Origin of the sequence: Methylobacterium sp. 10, assembly GCF_000519085.1 — a bacterium.
Classification (GTDB): domain Bacteria; phylum Pseudomonadota; class Alphaproteobacteria; order Rhizobiales; family Beijerinckiaceae; genus Methylobacterium.
The window spans coordinates 3,246,095-3,265,631 of record NZ_KI912577.1 but is presented as its reverse complement, the minus strand read 5'-3'; the positions used below and the strand labels follow the sequence as shown (position 1 = coordinate 3,265,631).

Annotated in this window: 15 protein-coding genes; 3 read left to right on the top strand and 12 right to left on the bottom strand. The window is 68.9% G+C overall.

Annotated features, from left to right (window positions below):
• The first annotated feature begins 16 nt into the window (after window positions 1–16).
• Window positions 17–673, top strand: a complete 657-nt coding sequence (locus K368_RS24720; protein ID WP_348625548.1) for a glycosyltransferase — start codon at window positions 17–19, stop codon at window positions 671–673.
• A gap of 4 nt (window positions 674–677) precedes the next feature.
• Here K368_RS24720 and K368_RS0115235 read toward each other — a convergent pair whose 3' ends face one another.
• The 12 genes from K368_RS0115235 to K368_RS0115180 all read right to left on the bottom strand — a co-directional run bounded on the left by K368_RS0115235 (window position 678) and on the right by K368_RS0115180 (window position 16,570).
• On the bottom strand, window positions 678–1,256 hold the full coding sequence (locus K368_RS0115235) for an SCO family protein (RefSeq protein ID WP_027173084.1): 579 nt from the start codon (window positions 1,254–1,256) through the stop codon (window positions 678–680).
• Window positions 1,257–1,370: 114 nt separating this feature from the next.
• Window positions 1,371–2,486 (bottom strand): D-alanyl-D-alanine-carboxypeptidase/endopeptidase AmpH, encoded by a 1,116-nt coding sequence (gene ampH, locus K368_RS0115230; protein ID WP_027173083.1) that lies wholly within the window; start codon window positions 2,484–2,486, stop codon window positions 1,371–1,373.
• Window positions 2,487–2,625: 139 nt separating this feature from the next.
• Window positions 2,626–4,116, bottom strand: a complete 1,491-nt coding sequence (gene cysG, locus K368_RS0115225; RefSeq protein ID WP_027173082.1) for a siroheme synthase CysG — start codon at window positions 4,114–4,116, stop codon at window positions 2,626–2,628.
• 15 nt (window positions 4,117–4,131) lie between these two features.
• Window positions 4,132–6,816, bottom strand: a complete 2,685-nt coding sequence (locus K368_RS0115220; protein WP_027173081.1) for a nitrate reductase — start codon at window positions 6,814–6,816, stop codon at window positions 4,132–4,134.
• Between the two features lie 157 nt (window positions 6,817–6,973).
• A complete protein-coding gene (locus K368_RS0115215; protein ID WP_027173080.1) occupies window positions 6,974–8,584 on the bottom strand; it encodes a sulfite reductase subunit alpha in 1,611 nt (536 codons plus the stop codon).
• Window positions 8,581–10,368, bottom strand: a complete 1,788-nt coding sequence (locus K368_RS0115210; protein WP_027173079.1) for a NirA family protein — start codon at window positions 10,366–10,368, stop codon at window positions 8,581–8,583. The genes K368_RS0115215 and K368_RS0115210 overlap by 4 nt, the downstream gene beginning before the upstream one ends.
• Before the next feature lie 11 nt (window positions 10,369–10,379).
• Window positions 10,380–11,603: an FAD-dependent oxidoreductase gene (locus tag K368_RS24715; protein ID WP_051439881.1), complete on the bottom strand. Its 1,224-nt coding sequence runs from the start codon at window positions 11,601–11,603 to the stop codon at window positions 10,380–10,382.
• A gap of 16 nt (window positions 11,604–11,619) precedes the next feature.
• The gene (locus K368_RS0115200; protein WP_027173078.1) at window positions 11,620–12,414 is read right to left on the bottom strand and encodes an ABC transporter ATP-binding protein; all 795 of its coding nucleotides are present in this window, start codon (window positions 12,412–12,414) and stop codon (window positions 11,620–11,622) included.
• Between the two features lie 76 nt (window positions 12,415–12,490).
• Window positions 12,491–13,360 carry a nitrate ABC transporter permease gene (ntrB, locus tag K368_RS0115195; protein ID WP_027173077.1) on the bottom strand — a complete coding sequence of 290 codons (870 nt, stop codon included), beginning with the start codon at window positions 13,358–13,360 and terminating at the stop codon, window positions 12,491–12,493.
• Window positions 13,360–14,649 (bottom strand): CmpA/NrtA family ABC transporter substrate-binding protein, encoded by a 1,290-nt coding sequence (locus K368_RS0115190; RefSeq protein ID WP_027173076.1) that lies wholly within the window; start codon window positions 14,647–14,649, stop codon window positions 13,360–13,362. The genes ntrB and K368_RS0115190 overlap by 1 nt, the downstream gene beginning before the upstream one ends.
• Before the next feature lie 320 nt (window positions 14,650–14,969).
• A complete protein-coding gene (locus K368_RS24710) occupies window positions 14,970–15,986 on the bottom strand; it encodes a CmpA/NrtA family ABC transporter substrate-binding protein (RefSeq protein WP_036266378.1) in 1,017 nt (338 codons plus the stop codon).
• The gene (locus K368_RS0115180; RefSeq protein WP_027173075.1) at window positions 15,983–16,570 is read right to left on the bottom strand and encodes an ANTAR domain-containing protein; all 588 of its coding nucleotides are present in this window, start codon (window positions 16,568–16,570) and stop codon (window positions 15,983–15,985) included. The genes K368_RS24710 and K368_RS0115180 overlap by 4 nt, the downstream gene beginning before the upstream one ends.
• Before the next feature lie 313 nt (window positions 16,571–16,883).
• On the opposite strand from K368_RS0115180, the gene K368_RS0115175 reads away from it, so the two are divergent.
• Window positions 16,884–17,483, top strand: coding sequence for a hypothetical protein (locus tag K368_RS0115175; RefSeq protein ID WP_155935154.1), 600 nt, complete (start codon window positions 16,884–16,886; stop codon window positions 17,481–17,483).
• Window positions 17,484–17,643: 160 nt separating this feature from the next.
• Window positions 17,644–19,530 (top strand): glycoside hydrolase family 15 protein, encoded by a 1,887-nt coding sequence (locus K368_RS0115170; protein ID WP_036266376.1) that lies wholly within the window; start codon window positions 17,644–17,646, stop codon window positions 19,528–19,530.
• The last annotated feature ends 7 nt before the right edge of the window (window positions 19,531–19,537 follow it).

Below are 19,537 nucleotides of genomic sequence, written 5' to 3'. Positions count from 1 at the left end.
GTGAGCTTGCTACCTAATACCGCATTTCCGCACCCACATCCTGCGCGCCGTCCATGGCTGGGATGCCTGGAATGTCACCGAGGATGCCGATCTCGGCCTGCGGCTGGCACGGGCCGGCTACGATGTCGGCGACCTGCCGAGCAACACGATCGAGGAGGCGCCGGCCCGCTACAAGGCCTGGCTCAACCAGCGGACCCGCTGGATGAAGGGCTTCCTGCAGACCAGCCTCACCCATGGCCGTACCCCCCTGGTCACGTTCCGCGAGCTCGGTCCGTTGGCGAGCCTATGCGCCATCGCCCTCATCCCCGGCACGGTGGCCTCGGCTCTGGCCTATCCGTTTCTGATGCTTCCGGCCGTGGTCTCCCTCTGGCCCAGCCGGATCGAGGCGGGGAGCGATTTCTGGACGAACCTGCCCATGGGCGCCGCGATCACGGTGCTCGTCTCCGGCTTCGTGGCGATGCTCCTGCCCGCCTATATCGGCTGCCGGCGCCGGGGCTGGCACGACCTCGTCCCCTTCGTGCCGCTGCTGCCGGCCTACTTCCTGCTCGTCAGCTTCGCGGCCTGGCGCGGGGTGATCGAACTGATCCTCGCGCCCGATCGCTGGAACAAGACCGAGCATGGCCTGTCCCGCACCTCGCGTAGCGGGGCGCTGACACCGCACCCGCCGCGATGACCCGTCACAGCGCCTTGGCGAGTTCCGCCGCCGCCTGGTCGGCGGGCTTCGTCAGGTTGAGGGCGTTCACGAAGCGGTTCCTGCCATCCATGATGTAGACCAGCGCCGTGTGCTCCATCGTGTAGTCGCCCTCCTTGGTCGGCACCTTGCGGATATAGGCGCGGTAGGCCTTCACCGCTGCGGTGACCTCCTCCGGCGAACCGGTGAGGCCGATGATGCGAGGATCGAAACTGGCGAGATAGGTCTTCAGCGCCTCCGGCGTGTCGCGCTCCGGATCGACCGCGATGAACAGCGCCTTCGTGTCCTTGCCCTTGGGGCCGAGCGCCTGGAGCACGTCGCCGATCTGCTGCAGCGTGGTCGGACAGACATCGGGGCAATGGGTGAAGCCGAAGAAGACGAGATGGGTCGCCCCGGCGAAATCCCGCTCGGTGACGCGCCGTCCGTTCTGGTCCGTCAGGGTGAAGGGGCCGCCGACGCTGCTGGTCGCCACCTGACCGGCGTTGGGCACGAGCACCACGGTAGCCGCGACGCCGAGCGCCACGAGTCCGAGGGCGAAGAGGATGAGGGGAAGGGCACGCCGCATGGGAAGTCTTCAGGCCGTTTCCGAAGGGATGCCGCGGCAAGAGCATGGGCCGGGGATGCGGGCAACCGTCAATATGTCGCCGTGGGGCTTGGTGGCCAGGCTTCACCGCCGGGGTCAGCGGGTCGCGAGGGCGGCGATCAGCTTGTGGGTCGTGCTGGTCAAGGCGGAGAACGCCGCGAAATCGATGCTGTTGATCACGACGAAGACCCCGACATCGCGCCCCGGCGCGAAGGCGATGTAGCTCATGAAGCCGGCACCTCCCCCGCTCTTCGTCAGCAGCGCCGGTTCGTTCCCCTTGGCCGCCAAGGCCACCCAGCCGAGGGCGAGACCCGCCATCGGCGAGGCTTCGTCGAAGCCGATCGCCGCCGGCATCGATTGGCGCTGACGATAGACCGCATGGCTCAGGGCGAGCGCGCCGCTCGTGGCGGTGACGTTGTGCCGGAGCCAGCGCGCCATGTCGTTGCCGGTGCTGTAGAGGCCGCCGCTTCCCCCCGTCGCCTGGGTGTCGACGCAGGTGGCCGGGCCGCCGAGGCCCGAGCCGATCATCAGCCGCGCGCATTGGTCCGGTGTCGGCGACAGCCCCGTATCGGCCATTCCCAGCGGCGTGGTGACGTTGCTGCGTAGCAACTGGGGATAGGCCGCGCCCCCCGCCGCGCCGACGGCATCGGCCAAAAGGTCGAACCCCACATTCGAGTAGGACGTGACGGTGCCGGGCGCCCATGGCAGCGTGTACTTGCCGAGCCAGGACCAGCGGTCGTCCCAGGTGGGCCAGGCGCGAGGGTTCGTACCTTCGGGAGCGTGTCCCATCTCGCGCGGCAGGGCGCCGGAATAGGTCGCCAGATCGAGCAGGGTGATCGGTCGTCCCTTGAAGTCGGGAATCTTCGCCCCGGGGGCGAAGCTCTGCAGCGGATCGGTGAGGGAGAGCTTTCTCTCCGTGGCAAGGGACGCCAGCACCTCCGTCGTGAAGACTTTGGTGATGGAGTTGAGCCGCACCAGGCTCGTTCCATCGGGCGTGATGCCGTTGCCCTTCTCGGTCTCGCCGTAGCCGCGGATGAGGGTCCCATCCCCGCGCACGACAACCAGGATCATGCCGGGCGCGCCGGATTCGAGGAACAGGACCTCGCCGGTGAGGTCCGTCGCCGCCGCGATCACCGGATCGTCGGCGCTCGCTGCGGGCGTAGCGGCCAGGAAAGACAGGCCGAGGGCGAGGACAGCGAATCGCTTGATCACGGCGGCTCCGATTCTGGTCGGAACTCTACACGCTTTGGCTTCAGCGCGAGCCCTTCGGTCAACGTGAGAGCAGAGCGACATCACCGATCTTCGCCCTTTCACGCCACCGTGGAAAGGGAGCGCCTTCGAACCGGGCGTTTCAGATCGCAAGCTTGTCTTCGAGCGCCGAGACCGCTGCCTCGGCGCCCATGCGACGCAGGGCTTCACCCACCATCAGCAGGGCCGGCCCCTCGAAGCCGGATGCCTCCACCCGGTCCGCCAGATCGGCGGCGGTACCCGTGACCACGGCCTGATTCGGCCGGGTGGCGTTGAAGACGAGGAGCGCGGTTGTGTCGGGAGCCAGGCCTTCGGCGGTGGCGCGGTCCAGCAGCACGCGCAGGGTCTTCTTCGGCATGTAGACCACGGTGGTGACGCTCGGATCGGCGAGCGCGCCCCAGTTCAGGTCTTCCGGCAGGGCGCCGCGGCGGTCGTGGCCGGTGACGAATTGCAGGCGCCGCGCCGCGTCGCGGTTGGTCAGCGAGACGCCGAGGGAGGCGGCCGCCCCCTGGGCCGCCGAGATGCCCGGCACCACGCTCACGGGGATGCCGGCCTGATGGCAGGCATCGATCTCTTCGCCGGCCCGGCCGAAGACGAGGGGATCGCCCGATTTGAGGCGCACCACCTGCTTGCCGGACTTGGCGAGCTGCACCATCAGCGCGTTGATGTCGTCCTGGCGGCAGGAGGGGCCGTGCCCGGTCTTGCCCACCAGCATGGTGCGCGCCTCGCGGCGGGCATAGTCGAGGATCTCGGGCGCTACGAGGTCGTCGTAGAGGATCACGTCGGCGTTGCGCAGCGCCCGCAGGGCCTTCAGCGTCAGGAGCTCGGCATCGCCCGGCCCGGCCCCGACCAAGGTCACCGCCCCGCCCTTCGGGGCGGTCTCGGTCTGGCCGAGGAGTTCGGCTAGATCCGCCTCGGTGGGAGCCCGGTCGGGCTCGGCGAAGGCGCGGTCCGTGAAGCGCTCCCAGAAGGCGCGGCGGTCGGAGAAGGCGTGGAAGCGGCCCGTCACCTCCTCGCGCCAGTCGCGGGCCGCCGTGATCCAGGCCTTGAACCCGCGCGGGAGCATGCCCTCGATCCGGGCGCGCACGGTCTGCCCGAAGACCGGGGCGGCGCCCTCCGTGGAGATGCCCACCACCATGGGCGAGCGGTTGACGATGGCGCCGAACTTCACGTCGCAGAGATGCGGCCGATCGACGGCGTTGACGATGGCGCCTGTCGCCCGCGCCGCCGCCACGAAGGCGATGCAATCGGCCTCGTCCTCCATGGCGCCGATGCAGAAGGCAGCGCCCTGGAGGTCGGCGGGCTGCCATTGGCGCTCGTGCAGGGTGACGCTTCCAGCGACGATCTCGCCCGGCACCGCGCGCAACTCGTCGCTGGGCTCGGGGGCGTAGACGTCCACATCGGCCCCGGCGGCGGCGAGCAGCTTCACCTTCCACGGCGCCCCGCCATTGGAGCCGGCAAGCACTGCGCGCTTGCCCTGCAGCGGCACGAAGACCGGCAGCACCGCAAGCGGTTCGAGGCCGGCATGTCCGGCGCCCTCACGGGCGGCGATTCCGGCGGGTCGGGTTTCCCGGGGTTGGCGGGGCGTGCTCATCCTATGAAAATGAGCTTATGCGGCGTCGCGCGCAAGCGCCTGCGGCAGCAGCTTGCGGATCTCTGGGATGCACGATCCGCAATTCGTGCCGGCCTTGCAGGCTACGCCCACCGCCTCGACGCTGTGCGCCCCGGCCGCGATGGTGGCGGCGATGACGTCGAGCCCGACCCCATGGCAGGCGCAGACCGTCGGTCCGGCCGACGCCGTCTCGGCCCGGCCGGAGAGGAGCGCGCGGCGGGCGGAGGGTTCGAGGTCGTCGGCGGCGAAATAGGCCTTCTCCGATTCCCAGCCGGGCTTGGCCTCGCCGGGGGCCAGGGCGAGGCAGGCGACGAGGCGGTCGCCGTCATAAGCGGCGAAGCGGTAGCGGCCACGGGCGTGGTCGGCGTATTCGGCGATCTCGAGGCCCTGGAACATCCCCCGCAGCATGAGTGCGACCTCGCGCGAGCTCTCCTGGGTGGCGAAGTGCAGCCCGGATCCGCCCAGGATCGTGGCGCGTGCCCACCACCAGCCGGCGGGAAGCGACCTCTGATCGCGGGTCAGCAGGAAGCCGCGGCTGCGATAGACCGCCGGCGCGATGGCGGCCGGCGTCGCCTTCAACTCGGGCTGGCCGGAAACCGGATCGGGGATGCCGCGTGCGAGGGCGCCGACCCGGCCCTCCGAAGCCGTGGCCCCGCTCCAATGAAAGGCGGCGAAGAGGTCGCCCCGGCGCATCCCGTCGGTGACCATGATTTCGAGGACCGCAGCGCCGTGGGCGGTGGACACCGTGGCAAGACCGCCATGGGTGACACCCATCGCCGCCGCGTCGTCGGGGTGGATCTCGACGAAGGGCACGTCGCGGTGAGCCGAGAGGCGCTGGCTCTTTCCGGTCCGGGTCATGGTGTGCCAATGGTCACGCACGCGGCCGGTATTGAGCACGAAGGGGAAGTCCTCGCTCACGGCTTGCGCCAGGGCCGGCGGCTGCACCGCGACGAAGCGGGCGCGCTTGTCGAAGGTGAAGAACTGCCCATCGGCAAAGAGGCGCTGCTTGCCGTCCTTGCTGGCCCCTCGCTTCGTCAGCGGCCATTGCAGGGGTTTCGCGCCGGCATAGGCCGCGTCCGAGATGTCGCTCACCGCGCCAATGTCGAAGTCGCGGGTGCCATTGTTCTCGAAGGCCGAGAGCGAGGCATGCTCGCGGAAGATCGCGGCGGCGTTCGGATAGGCGAAGGCCTCTCCGTGGCCGAGCCGCTTGGCCACGTCGCTGATGATCGCCCAATCGGCCCGCGCCTCGCCGGGGCTCTTGAGGAAGCTGCGCTGGCGCGAGATGCGCCGCTCCGAATTGGTGACGGTGCCGTCCTTCTCGCCCCAGGCCTGGGCCGGTAGGAGGATGGTCTTCCTCCCGGTGGCGCAGGCGGTGTCACTGTCGGCCACGGCCTCCGAAACGACGTAGAGATCGAGCCCCTTGATCGCCTCGCGGATCGCGTCGGCGCGGGGCATCGACACGACGGGATTGGTTCCCATCACCCACAGGGCCTTGATCTTGCCGCGCTCCACCGCCTCGAACAGGGCGACGGCCTTCATGCCCTCGCCGGTGATGATGTTGGGCGCCGACCAGAAGCGGCGGACCCGGTCCACCTCCTCGGGGGCGAAATGCATGTGGGCGGCCAGCATGTTGGCGAGGCCGCCAACCTCGCGCCCGCCCATGGCGTTGGGCTGACCGGTGAGGGAGAACGGCCCCGCGCCCGTCTTGCCGATGCGGCCGGTGGCCAGATGGCAGTTGATGATGGCGTTGCCCTTGTCGGTCCCCTGAGCCGACTGGTTCACTCCCTGCGAGAAGGCGGTGACGACGCGCTTCGTGCGGGTGAACAGCGCGAAGAAGGCGCCCACATCCGCTTCCGGGAGGCCGGTGGCGGCAGCCGTCGCGGCGATGTCCGGCGCGATCGAACGAGCGCGTTCGAGCGCCCCCTCGAAGCCCGTCGTGTGGTCGAGGACGAAGCGATAATCGAGGGCGCCCGCGCTCGCGAGATGTACGAGGAGGCCGGAGAACAGGGTCGTGTCGGTGCCGGGCTTGAGCCCGAGGAAGAGGTCCGCCTCCTCCCCCGTCTGGGTCCGGCGCGGGTCGATCACCACGAGCTTGGTACCGCGCTTGGCGCGGGCATCGACCATGCGGCGGAACAGGATCGGATGGCACCAGGCAGTGTTGGACCCCACCAGCACGATCACGTCGGCCTCGTCGAGATCCTCGTAGCAGCCCGGCACCGTGTCGGAGCCGAAGGCGCGCCGGTGGGCCGCCACCGCGCTCGACATGCAGAGGCGCGAGTTGGTGTCCACATGCGGCGTGCCGAGGAAGCCCTTCGCAAGCTTGTTGGCGACGTAGTAATCCTCGGTGAGAAGCTGGCCCGAAAGATAGAACGCGATCGCATCCGGGCCGTGCTGCTCGGCGACCTTGCGCAGGCCGCCGGCCACGGTGCCGAGCGCCGATTCCCAGCTCGCGCGCACGCCGTCGACGGAGGGGTGCAGCAGGCGGCTGTCCAGGGACAGGGTCTCGCCGAGGGCCGAGCCCTTGGAGCAGAGGCGGCCGAAATTCGCCGGATGCTCGGTGTCGCCGGCAATCCCCGCCCCTCCGAACCCGTCGGGGGTGGCGAGCACGCCGCAGCCGACGCCGCAATACGGGCAGGTGGTTTTCACCACGGTCGGGGCGGGTGCCTGGACGTGCGCATTCATGGCGGGATCCTCGGCGAATTCCAGGGTTCGAAGGGCAGCAAGAGTCGGGCCGGCGCGCGATGTGGCTCTCCTCCCCACAAGGGGGAGAGGGACCTGTTCTGCCAGCAAGATCGGGTATTCGAATCCGATAGCCCGCAAAGGGGGGGCTTCGCGCGGCTCAGTACACGTCGGCCTGGTATCGCCCGGTCTTCTTCAGGGCGGTGAAATAGGCCACCGCCTCGTCCGGGTTCTTGCCGCCGTGGCTCGCGGCGACGTCGATGATGGCGCGCTCCACATCCTTGGCCATGCGCTTGGCATCGCCGCAGACGTAGAAATGGGCGCCGCCCTCGAGCCAGTCCCAGAGCTCCGCTCCGCTCTCGCGCATGCGGTCCTGGACATAGGTCTTCTCGGTGCCGTCGCGGGACCAGGCCAGCGACAGGCGGGTCAGCACCTTGTCGTCCTTCAGCCTGGTCAGCTCGTCCTTGTAGAAGAAGTCGGAGGCTTGGCGCTGGTGGCCGTAGAAGAGCCAGTTGCGTCCCGGAGCTTGGGTTGCCGCGCGCTCGCGGAGGAACGCGCGGAACGGCGCGATGCCGGTGCCCGGCCCGCACATGATCACGTCCTTCGACAGATCCTCCGGCAGGGCGAATCCGTGCGCCTTCTGCAGGTAGACCTTCACCGTGGTCTTCTCGGAGATGCGTTCGCCGAGATGAGTCGAGGCGACGCCCAGACGTAGCCGTGAGCGGTGATTGTAGCGCACCGCATCGACGGTGAGCGACACCCGGCCCGGATCGGCCTTGGGCGAAGAGGAGATCGAGTAGAGTCGCGGCTGCAACTCGTCGAGGGCTTCCAGGAACACTTCCGCATCAGGCCGCGCACCGGGGAACTTGTGGAGGGCGCCGAGCACGTCGAGATAGGCGGCATCGCCGTCCGGGTCCTCGCCGGCCGACAGGGCCTGCGCCTTCTTGCGCGCCTCGCCTGAGGTGAGGAGGGAGAGGAGCTGGTAGAGCCCGTCCGGCGCACCGCCCAGCGCGTAGTCCTTGAGCAGCCGGTCGCGCAGGGTCTGGCCGCCGATGATCCGTTCCGGCCGGGCGCCGAGTTCGGCGATCACCGCATCCACCAGGGCCGGCGGATTCGATGGGAAAAGGCCGAGGGAATCGCCGACCACGTACTCGATGGGCGTGCCCGTGAGATCAATCTCGATGTGCCACGTCTCCTTCTCGCCGCCCGGCTCGTTGAGGCGGGTGCGGGACAGGAACACGGCCTCCACAGGGTTCTCGCGGCAATAGCCCAGTGGTCCGAGGGGCGCTTCCGCCTTGGCCGCGCCCTCCCCCGCCTCGGCCGTCTTGGCCGTCTTGGCGGTGCCGCCGCTCGCGCCGAACTCCTCATCCAGCTTCTTGAGCATCCGGAGGGTGTCCTTGCCCCCCGGCTGGCACAGGTTCAGGCGCTCTTCCTTCTTCAGGAACAGCGCGTTGGCGTAGTCCGCGCAATTGTAGCCGCACTGGCCGCAATCCTGCTGCGCCATGGCCGCCATGAGCTTCTGCGGCTCCGGTCGTTCCTTGGCGAGCTCCATCCGATCGGGAAGAGGCATCGACGGGTCGTGCCAGGGCGCGTCGTCGTTGTCGGCGAGCTTCGGGCCGCCCCCGGAATCGCCCGGGGCCAGGGCCGTGGCGCCCTCGATGGCGGGGCCGAGGAGGGCGGCGAAATAGCCCGACAGCCACGAGCGCTGGTCGGGGTTGAACGGGGCGTTCTCGGGGATGAGAACGAGCGGGGGCGTGACGTGCTCGCTCATGCTGCGGCCTTCAGGACGGGTTGCTCTTCGGCGAGGTTGCGGAGGGTCTCGGGTCCGGTGCGGGCGGTGAAGGCCTGGAAGCTCTCCTCGCGGCTCTCGCGGCGGGTGAGGTAGCTGCGCAGCAGCGCCTCGATCCGGGCCGGACAATCCTCGGCCTTCACGGCCTTCCAGATCCCGGTGCCGATCTTCGGGCTGTCGCCGAAGCCGCCGCCCACGACGATGTCGTAGCCCTCCACCGTGTCGCCCTCCTCCGAGACGACGACCTTGGCCCCGATGAGGCCGATATCGCCGATGTAGTGCTGGGCGCAGGAATGGTGGCAGCCGGTGACGTGGACGTTCACCGGCACATCGAGTTCGATGAGGTTGGCCTCGATGTAGTCGGCGATGATGAGCGCGTGGCCCTTCGTGTCGGAGGCCGCGAACTTGCAGCCCTTGTTGCCGGTGCAGGCCACGAGGCCGGCGCGGATGCTGGAGGCCTCGGTGGTGAGGCCGAGGGCGGCGACGCGCGCCTGGACCTCGGCGACCTTGGCGTCCGGCACGCCGGAAAACAGAAAGTTCTGCCAGACGGTCATGCGGATGGCGCCGTCGCCGCATTCCGACGAGATCTTCGCCAATTCCCGCATCTGGTCGGAGGTCATCTTGCCCACGGGCAGGATCACGCCGATCCAGTTGAGGCCGACCTGGACCTGTTTGTGGACGCCCACATGGGAGAAACGGTCCATCGGCCCGCGCGGTGCGATGTGCGTTGGGTCGACCCGGTCGAGCTTGTAGCCGAGCTCGTCTTCCACGGCGGCGAGGTACTTGTCGAAGCCCCAGGCGTCGAGGACGTACTTCATCCGGCTCTTGTTGCGGTTGGTCCGGTCGCCGTTCTTGATGAAGACCCGCAGGATCGCGTCGGCGACCTTGTTGCAGGCCTCGGGGCGCAGCACCACGCCGGTATCGCGGGCGAGATCGCGGTGGCCGGAAATGCCGCCGAGCACGAGGCGCATCCAGATGCCGGGCTCGACGGCGGCGCCGTCGAGCACCTTCACCGCCTGGAAGCCGATGTCGTTGGTCTCTTCCAGCACCGGCATGACCCCGCCGCCGTCGAAGGCGACGTTGAACTTGCGCGGCAGGCCGTAGAGGGAGCGGTCGTTGATGATCCAGTTGTGCCAGGACTTGGCGAGCGGGCGCGTGTCGAGGAGTTCCTGGGCGTCGATGCCGGCCACCGGCGAGCCGGTGACGTTGCGGATGTTGTCGGCGCCGGAACCGCGCGCGGTCAGCCCGAGATCGATCAGCCCGTCGAGGAAGGGCTGGCCGTGCTCCGCCGTGATCTCGCGGACCTGCAGGTTGGCGCGGGTGGTGACGTGGCTGTAACCGCCGCCATGGGCATCGGCCAGATCGGCGATGCCGGAAAACTGCCAGTGCTGCAGGATGCCGTTGGGGATGCGCAGGCGGCACATGAAGTCGCCGCTGGCCGGGGCGAGCCAGAACAGGCCGTGATAGCGCCAGCGGAAATTGTCCTCCGGCTTCGGGGCCTTGCCGGTGGCGGCCTCGGCGATGAGGCGGTTGTGCCCTTCGAACGGATTTTCGGCACGCTTCCACTTCTCCTGGTCGCAGAGCTTGCCGCCGGCCTTCACCGTGGCGTCCTGGGCCTTGATGTGGATCGCGTCCGGCCCGGTGGGCTCGGAGGGAGCGGCGGCACCCTGCCCGAGGGCGAGGCCGCCGGTGAGGCGGGCGGCGGCGATGCCCGAGGCGAAGCCTTCGAGGTAGCGCTTCTGCTCGGCGTTGAAGTCGTCGGCCATGGAAGCCTCCATCATGCTGCCAGGGATTGGGAATCGGGGGCGTGGACGCGCCCGAACATCAGGTCGTCGCGGTGGTCGGCGATGGGTTCGCCGGTGCGGATCAGCGTCTTGCACCAGCCCTGTTCGGCGATGTCGCCGACGAAGACGGCGCCGAGGAGCTTGCCGTCGCCGACGATCAGCTTGCGGTAGAGGCCGAGGCCGGGATCGGACATCACGATCGTCTCGGCGCCGTCGGGCGCATCGATCAGCCCGGCGGAGAAGACCGGCAGGCCGGACACTTTCAGGCTGGTGGCCAGCGACGTGCCGGGATAGGCGGCCTCCTCGCCGACGAGATGGCGGCTCAGCACCTCGGCCTGCTCGTAGGCTGGCTCGACGAGGCCGTAGACCATGCCGCGATGCTCGGCGCATTCGCCCAGCGCAAAGATGCGCGGATCGGAACTCGTCATCCGGTCGTCGACCTTGATGCCGCGCCCGACATCGAGCCCGGCGCCCTGGGCGAGGACGGCATTGGGGCGCACCCCCACCGACATCACCACGAGGTCGGCCGGCAGCACGGTGCCGTCCGACAGGACGAGGCGCTCGACCCGGCCGTCGCCCTCCACATGGGCAGTGTCGGCCTTGAGGAGTACGCGGACGCCGCGGGATTCCATGGCCCGCTTCACCAGGCCGGCGGCGTGGTGGTCGAGCTGCCGCTCCATCAGGCGGTCCATGACGTGAAGCAGCGTGGTGTCGACCCCGAGACGGGCGAGGCCGACGGCAGCCTCCAGCCCGAGCAGGCCGCCGCCGATGACGATGGCCCGCGCGCCGGTGACCGCCGCCTTGCGGATGGCCGCCACGTCGGCGAGATCGCGGAACGTGATGATGCCGGGCAGGTCCATGCCGGGCTTCGGCAGGCGGATCGGCAGTGAGCCCACCGCCAGGACCAGCTTGTCGAAGGGCAGGACATGGGTCTCGCCGACCATGACCAGGGCGTTCTCCCGGTCGACCTGGGTGACGGGCGCGCCGGTGATGAGACGGATGCCGTGCGCCTCGTACCAGTCGAGACCCCGGAACGCGCAGGCCGCCTCGTCCACCTCGCCGCCGAGCAGCGACGAGAGCAGGACGCGGTTATAGGCCGCCTGCGGCTCGGCGCCGACGACGGTGACGTCGTAGGCGCCGGGCGCGCGCTCGGTGAGCCGTTCGAGAAAGCGCAACGACGCCATGCCGTTGCCGATCACCACCAGACGTTCCTTCATCACGGAGGTCCGATACTCAAGCCGCCATGGCGGGCTTGGCGTGGCGGGCATAGAGGAATTCGAGCACCGCCGCGCGGGCATGGGTGTAGGTGGCGTCCTCCACGAGATCGAGGCGGCGGCGGGGCCGCTCCAGATCGACCTTCAGGATCTCGCCGACGGTGGCCGAGGGGCCGTTGGTCATCATCACGATGCGGTCGGAGAGCAGCACCGCCTCGTCGACGTCGTGGGTGATCATGATCACGGCGTTCTTCAGCCGCGCATGGATGTCCATGAGCGAGTCCTGGAGATGGGCGCGGGTCAGCGCGTCCAGCGCCCCGAACGGCTCGTCGAGGAGGAGCACCTTCGGCTCCATGGCGAGCGCGCGGGCGATGCCCACGCGCTGCTTCATGCCGCCCGAGATCTCGTTGGGGCGCCGGTCGGCGGCGTGGGTCATGTTCACCAGCGCGAGGTTGTGGTCGATCCACTCGGAGCGTTCGGCCCGGGACTTCTTGCCCTTGAGCACCTTCTCCACGGCCAGCGCCACGTTCTCGCGCACGGTGAGCCAGGGCAGCAGGGAGTGGTTCTGGAACACCACGGCGCGGTCGGGGCCGGGGCTGTTGACCTCCTTGTCCTCGAGAAGGACGCCGCCGGTGGAGGCCTTGAGCAGGCCGGCGACGATGTTGAGCACCGTCGACTTGCCGCAGCCGGAATGGCCGATCAGCGAGACGAACTCGCCCTTGTCGATCTTCACGCTGACGTCGCGCAGCACCTCGTTGGTGCGCCCGGCGCGGGTGAAGCTGATGCCGACATTCTCGATGCTGAGATAGCTCATGGGTCTCGTGTCCCTCTGCGAGAGGCGGTCGGGGCACGGCGCGGCGGGAAGACCCCGGCGCGCCGCGCGAAGGCGTTCAGGCGGTGGCGCCGCGGGTGACGAGGGTGCCGATGAAGGCCACGAACCGGTCGAGGAAGAACCCGATCACGCCGACATAGACGAGGGCGACGATGATCTCGGAGATGTGCGACGAGTTCCAGGCATCCCAGATGAAGAAGCCGATGCCGACGCCGCCGATGAGCATTTCCGCCGCCACGATGGCGAGCCATGACAGGCCGACGCCGATGCGGAGGCCCGTGAAGATGTAGGGAGCCGCCGAGGGCAGCATGATCTTCACGAAGAATTCGAGGGGGTTCAGCCGCAGCACCGCCGCCACGTTGCGGTAATCCTGCGGGATGTTGCGGATGCCCACCGCCGTGTTGATGATGATCGGCCAGATCGAGGTGATGAAGATCACGAAGATGGCCGAGGGCTGGCCGTCGCGGAACGCCGCGAGGGAGAGCGGCAGCCAGGCGAGCGGCGGGATCGTGCGCAGCACTTGGAAGATCGGGTCGAGGCCGCGCATGGCCCAGTCCGACTGGCCGATCAGGGTGCCGACCATGATGCCGACGACGGTGGCCAGGGCGAAGCCGAAGGCGACGCGCTGGATGCTGGCATAAATGTGCCAGAACAGGCCCTTGTCGGTGCCGCCATTGTCGTAGAACGGGTGGGCGATGATGTCCCACGCCTCGGTGACGACGCGCGAGGGCGGCGGCAGGCCGGCGGTGGGCCGCGAGCACAGCAGCTCCCAGATCACCAGGAACGCGATCAGGACCACGACCGGTGGGATCAGGTTGACGGCGATCCGGCGGAACGTCGCCAGGGTCACCAGGGGCTTGCGGGGCGCCTTGACCGCCGCCGGCTTCGCGGCGGCCCCCGGCACGGCGATGGTGGAGGTGTTGGCCATCACGCGATCCTCTTGATGCCGAGGCTGGACAGGTAGGCGGCGGGATCGGCGGGATCGAAGACCTTCCCGTCGAAGAAGGTCTCCTTGCCGCGCGACGTGGAGCTCGGGATCGCGGTGACGCCCAGCGCCTTGGCCGCGTCGCGCCAGATGTCCTCGCGGTTGACCTTGGCGATGAGCGCCTTGGTGTCGGTCTGCGCGTCGAACTTGCCCCAGCGGATGTCCTCGGTGAGGAACCAGAGGTCGTGGCTCTGGTAGGGGTAGGAGGCGTTGTCGGCGAAGAACTTCATGACGTAGGGGCTGTTCTCGACCACGCGGCCGTCGCCGTAATCGATGGTGCCCTTCATGCGGCCGGCGACATCGCCGACGGGGATGTTGATCCACTGACGCTTGGCGACGATTGCCGAGAACTCGTCCCGGTTCTCGGGCTTGTCGCACCACATCTGCGCTTCCAGCACCGCCATGGTCAGGGCCTTGGCGGCGATGGGATTCTTCTCGACCCAGGAGGCGCGCATGGCGAACGCCTTCTCCGGGTGGTCCTTCCACAATTCGCCGGTGGTCAGGGCGGTGTAGCCGAGGCCCTGCTGCACGAGCTGCGCGTTCCACGGCTCGCCGACGCAGAAGCAATCCATCGTGCCGACCTTCATGTTCGCCACCATCTGGGGCGGCGGCACGACGATGGTCTCGATGTCCTTGTCGGGGTCGATCCCGCCGGCGGCGAGCCAGTAGCGGATCCAGAGGTCGTGGGTGCCGCCGGGGAAGGTCATGGCCGCCTTCACCGACTTGCCGGCGGCCTTCTTCTTCTCGATGGCGGTCTTGAACACCTTGGAATCGAGGGCGACCTTGGCGTCCAGATACTCCTTGGCCACGGAGACGCACTGGCCGTTGGTGTTGAGGCGCGCCAGGATCTGCATCGGCACGGGAACGTTGTTCTGCGTCACCCGGCCGGCGCTGATGAGGTAGGGCATCGGCGAGAGGATGTGGGCGCCGTCGATGCCGTTGCCCTCGGAGCCGAGCACCAGGTTGTCGCGGGTGGTGCCCCAGCTTGCCTGTTTCAGCACCTCCACGTCGGGCATGCCATGCTTGGCGAAGAAGCCCTTTTCCTTGGCGACGAACAGCGGCCCGGCATCGGTCAGCGCGATGAAGCCGAGCTTGGCGCCCTTCACTTCGGGGCCGGCACCCTGTGCGAAGGCGCCGCCGGGCAGCGCGGTGCGCGCCAGGGCGGCCAGCGACAAGGTCGCGGCGGCGCCCTTCAGGAGGCTGCGTCGGCTGTTCTGAAACCCGTCAGTCATGGAGAAATCGATCCCTCGAAGCGTGAGCCGCCGACCTGAACACACAAAAAAACCGCCGCCCAAACGCAACCGGAGGCAGCCGCGAAAGCGCGCCAACGGGTTACTTGGGTCAGCGGCTCTGCCGACATTCGTGCCCGTCGCCGTTGACGAGCGGAGAGATCTCAGCAGGTTCCGTGCCAAACGCCGTTCAGCCTGTAACGGCTCTAGGTTCGGGGGTGGGATCGATGGTGCGCGGGCCATCGCGGCTCTGGGCCGGGCCGGGGCGTGCGATGCACAATCGGAAGGCTTATTTTGCCGTCAAAAGCGGCGTCCGGCCCCGATCAGCCGCTCAGAGCGGCATCGAACAGGTCCGGGCGGTAGACCGCGCGGGCCGCGACACGCAGATCGTCGGAAGCCTCGAGCTGCCCGGCGCGCTGCGCCTGGTCGATGAACCAATCCGCGTGGGCGGGATCCGGCCGGTGCGCCGCTTCCCCGAACAGGGCGAAATGCGGGTCCCGCCGCCGGCGCCCGTCGAGATCGACGACGACGTCCCCCGTGATCGCCCGTTCGAGGATCGGCGCCGACGTTCCCAGATAGGCCTCACGCGCGAGGATGGACGCGAGTTCGGCGCTGTTGCCGGGATCGGCGCACCAGCGCCCGGCCCGGTCGAGGGCCCGCACCAGGGGGGCGCACCGCAGGGCCTCGGATTCGGGCAGGGCGAGGACCTTTTCCGGGCACCCGGGCACGAGCTCGCTGCACAGCACGGCGATGCGGCCATAGCCCTCCGCCACGGCGACGCTGTTCCAGGGGCTGCCGACACAGAACCCGTCGATGAGTTCGCGCCGCAGTGCCTCGGCGATCTGCGGCGGCGGGATCACCACGAGGCGGGTATCCGCATCGAGATCGAGGCCGCCGCGCTCGGCGAAGATCCTGAGCTGGTAGGTGTGGCTGGAGAACGGATGCACCGTGCCCAGCGTCAGGGGCCGTCCCTCCCGCGCCCGCCGCCGGGCGATGCGAGCGAAGGCGGCGGCCACGGTGTCCACCTCGTCGTCCGCGGCCTCCATCGCGTCCCATAGGGGCCGAGACACCGTGACGGCGTTGCCGTTGAGGTTCAGCGCCATGGGCACGCAAAGCCGGGTCTGGGGACCGCTGAGCCCCAGCGTGCTGGCGATGGCGAGGGGTGCCAGGATATGCGCGCCATCGAGATGGCCCACCGCCAGCTTGTCGCGCAGGGTCGCCCAGGATGGCTCGCGCACGAGATCGAGGGTGAGCCCCTCTGCCTTGGCGAAGCCGAGTTCCGCCGCCGCGATCAGGCTCGCGGCATCCACGAGGGGGACGTATCCGAGGGCGAGCCTCATCCGAACAGGTCCGCCGCGGTGACGATCGCGCGGGCGATGTCGGCGATCTTGCGCTTCTCGTTCATGGCCTTGCGCCGCATCAGCTTGTAGGCCTCCTCCTCGCTCATGGAACGGGCGGCCATGAGGATGCCCTTGGCGCGCTCCACGATCTTGCGGTCGGCGAGCTCGCCTCGCGCCTCGACGAGTTCCCGCTGCAGCCGGGCGAAGGCCTGGAAGCGCAGGATGGCGATGTCGAGGATCGACCGGATGCGCTGGGGGTGGAGCCCGTCCACCACGTAGGCCGAGATCCCGGCATCCACCGCCGCCTGCATCATCGGCGCGTCGGAGCGGTCGACGAACATCGCCACCGGCCGCTCAACGTGGCGCGACAGGCCCGACATCTGTTCGAGGATATCCCGGCTCGGGCTCTCCAAATGGATCACCACCACGTCCGGGTTGAGGGCGGCCACCTGCGCGGGCAGGTCGGCGGTATCGGGGATGATCACCACATGCGCGATCCCGGCGGCGCGCAGCCCCTCTTCGAGGATCGCAGCGCGGGCCCGGCTCGGATCGATCACGGCGACGGTGAGGGATGGGTCTGTCATCGGGGCCCAATGGGCGGCGGGACGGCCGGTGCATGCCGGCGGGAGAGGGCAAGACGCATACCGAACGGGCCGCTCGCCGAACAGGCCGCTCGACCGCATGGATCTACCCAAGCCCGATGGCGCGGAAAAGGAGCGTCATCGATTTATCGTCTCCGGTCTATTTCGATACGATCGGGAAAGGAAATGGCCCAGCTTCCGCCGCAAACGCAGGCGCTTATGGCTGGGTCGAGGCACGGGGTGGGGTATTCGGATGGTGGAGTGCCGCATATCGCAGCCGGTTGAGAACGCCCTCGCCTCCGAGGCGGGTTCCGGCATGGCGCTTCCCCTGCTGCCGACGATCGTCGTCGCGATGATCGTGTCCGCCGCCTCTTTCCTCTGCCAGACGCCCTCCGCGCCCGTTCCCGAGACGCCCGCCAGCCCGCGGATGGTCGAGATGGAGAGCCGCACGGCGCAGGCGGAGCCGATCGAGACCGCCGATTTGGGGGCGGCTTTCGTCCCCGCCGCCTTCGCTTTCCGCGATCAGTTTCCGTTGCGCGATCCTGTGGCCATGACCGCCGGCGCCGCGCCACGCCGCGCGACCTCCCGCACCGCCGCCGCGAAACCCTCTCAACGGCGGTCCGACTCCGCCCGGTCGGAGATGGCGAAGGCCGAAGCCACACGCCCCGACGCCAGCCGAGCCCCATCGGTCGTCGCAGCGAAGGCCGCCGCCGTGTCGCCCGAGCCGTTCCGGATCGAGGCCGAAGCGGACGAGGATCTCGTTCCTCGTCTCGCCCTGCCCTTCGCGCCGGCGATCTCCGCGATCAGCCGTGCGGGCAGCTTCGTGGGTACCCAGAGCGCGGCGGTGGGTGCCGAAGCTATGGCCCTCGGCAATGTCGTGACCGGACTCGTCGACCGCCTGCCGTTGCGCCGCTGACCGCGCCGGGCCGCGCATCACTCGCGGTTCTGGCCATGACCGGCCTCTCTTTCCGAACGTTGCCGCTGGATTCTCTCCCTGCCGGGGACTAGGTGAGCCTTCATCGAGTAAACGGGCGCGACGACTGGAATGCCGCGGAGTCCCGGCGGCGAGGATGGGCATGGCGGGACGCATCGAGGATTACGCGCTGGTGGGCGATGGCCGCACCGCCGCTCTCATCGGGCGGGACGGCAGCGTCGACTGGCTCTGCTGGCCGCGCTTCGATTCCGCCGCCTGCTTCGCATCTCTGCTCGGCACGGAGGAGCACGGCTTCTGGAAGCTGTCACCGGCAGACGGCGACGCGACGATCTCCCGCCGCTATCGCGAGGGCAGCCTCGTCCTCGAGACGCGCTACGTGACCTCTACTGGCGAGGCCAGGGTCACCGACTACATGCCGGCCAATGACGGCTCGCACCTCGTCCGCATCGTCGAAGGGCTTTCCGGCTCGGTGGACATGCGCATGGTGTTGTCCGTGCGCTTCGATTACGGGCTCGCGGTGCCCTGGGTCTCGCACAACGAGCTCGGCGACCTGCGCGCTATTTCCGGCCCGCACAAGGTGGTGCTGCGCACCCTGGCCCCCCTCGACGGGGTCGGCCAGACCACCGTCTCGGCCTTCAGCGTGGCCGAGGGCGAGAGCATGGCCTTCAGCCTCAGCTACGGCCCCTCCCACGAGGACGACCCGCCGCCGATCCAGCCGCGCAAGGTCCTCTACGAGACCGACCGCTACTGGCGCGACTGGTCGAGCCGCGCCGCCTCGGGCACCCCGTGGGACGCCATCCTCAAGCGCTCCCTCCTCACCCTGAAGGCACTGATCTATCAGCCCACCGGCGGGATCGTGGCCGCGCCCACCACCTCTCTGCCCGAAGAGCTCGGCGGCGTGCGCAACTGGGACTACCGGTTCTGCTGGCTGCGCGATTCCACCTTCACCCTCATCGCCCTGATGGATGGCGGCTATCTCGACGAGGCCCGCGCCTGGCGCGACTGGCTGGTGCGGGCGGTGGCCGGCAACCCGGAACAGGCCCATATCCTCTACGGCATCGCCGGCGAACGGCTGCTGCCCGAGATCGAGCTCGATTGGCTGCCTGGCTACGAGGGATCGAAGCCGGTGCGGATCGGCAACGCGGCCGTCGACCAGTTCCAGCTCGACGTCTACGGCGAGATCTTCGACGCCCTCTATCAGGCCCGCCAGCGCGGGATGCTCGGCGATGCCGACGGCTGGCGCGTGGGCCTCGCCCTCCTCGAGCACCTGGAGAAGGTCTGGAGCGAGCCTGACGAGGGCATCTGGGAGGTGCGCGGCGGGCGCCGCCACTTCGTCCATTCGAAGGTCATGGCCTGGGTCGCCTTCGACCGTGCCATCCGCTCCTTCGAGATGGGCGACGGGCCGCCCGCCCCCGTGGATCGGTGGCGCGCGATCCGCGACCACATCCATGCGGAGGTCTGCGAGAAGGGGTTCGACAAGGAGCTGAACAGCTTCGTGCAGTATTACGGCTCGAAGACCCTCGACGCGAGCCTGCTCCTCATCGCCCATATGGGCTTCCTGCCCCAGGACGACCCGCGCGTCGTCGGCACGGTGGAGGCCATCGGCCGGAAACTGATGCGCGGCGGGTTCCTGCTGCGCTACGACACCGAGGATGACAATACCGATGGTCTGCCCGGCGGCGAGGGGGCTTTCCTGCCCTGCAGCTTCTGGTACGCCGACAATCTCATTGGCCTGGACCGTTGCGACGAGGCCCGTGACCTGATCGAGCGGCTGATCGGGGTCTGCAACGATCTTGGTCTGATCGCGGAGGAATACGACGTGGACGCCAAGCGTCTGGTGGGCAATTTTCCCCAGGCCTTCAGCCATGTCACGCTGGTGAACACGATTCTGAACTACAGCCGCGCCTACGGGCCGGCGCGGGAGCGGAGCGGGAAATCCGCCCTCGCCCGCGCCACCGCCCCCAACCGGGCGAGTTCCCCCAGCGAGGGCGGCGCAGACTTAACGGATGCCGCGGCGCAGCGCAGCTGAGCGCCGC

Coding starts and splice junctions, on each gene's coding strand:
- K368_RS24710 (WP_036266378.1), bottom strand. CDS start 15,986: ATGAGGCTCGCCCTCGGATACGTCCCCCTCGTGGATGCCGCGAGCCTG.
- K368_RS0115220 (WP_027173081.1), bottom strand. CDS start 6,816: ATGAATGCGCACGTCCAGGCACCCGCCCCGACCGTGGTGAAAACCACC.
- K368_RS0115200 (WP_027173078.1), bottom strand. CDS start 12,414: ATGAGCTATCTCAGCATCGAGAATGTCGGCATCAGCTTCACCCGCGCC.
- K368_RS24715 (WP_051439881.1), bottom strand. CDS start 11,603: ATGAAGGAACGTCTGGTGGTGATCGGCAACGGCATGGCGTCGTTGCGC.
- K368_RS0115210 (WP_027173079.1), bottom strand. CDS start 10,368: ATGGCCGACGACTTCAACGCCGAGCAGAAGCGCTACCTCGAAGGCTTC.
- K368_RS0115180 (WP_027173075.1), bottom strand. CDS start 16,570: ATGACAGACCCATCCCTCACCGTCGCCGTGATCGATCCGAGCCGGGCC.
- cysG (WP_027173082.1), bottom strand. CDS start 4,116: ATGAGCACGCCCCGCCAACCCCGGGAAACCCGACCCGCCGGAATCGCC.
- K368_RS0115215 (WP_027173080.1), bottom strand. CDS start 8,584: ATGAGCGAGCACGTCACGCCCCCGCTCGTTCTCATCCCCGAGAACGCC.
- K368_RS0115235 (WP_027173084.1), bottom strand. CDS start 1,256: ATGCGGCGTGCCCTTCCCCTCATCCTCTTCGCCCTCGGACTCGTGGCG.
- ntrB (WP_027173077.1), bottom strand. CDS start 13,360: ATGGCCAACACCTCCACCATCGCCGTGCCGGGGGCCGCCGCGAAGCCG.
- K368_RS0115170 (WP_036266376.1), top strand. CDS start 17,644: ATGGCGGGACGCATCGAGGATTACGCGCTGGTGGGCGATGGCCGCACC.
- K368_RS0115190 (WP_027173076.1), bottom strand. CDS start 14,649: ATGACTGACGGGTTTCAGAACAGCCGACGCAGCCTCCTGAAGGGCGCC.
- K368_RS0115175 (WP_155935154.1), top strand. CDS start 16,884: ATGGCGCTTCCCCTGCTGCCGACGATCGTCGTCGCGATGATCGTGTCC.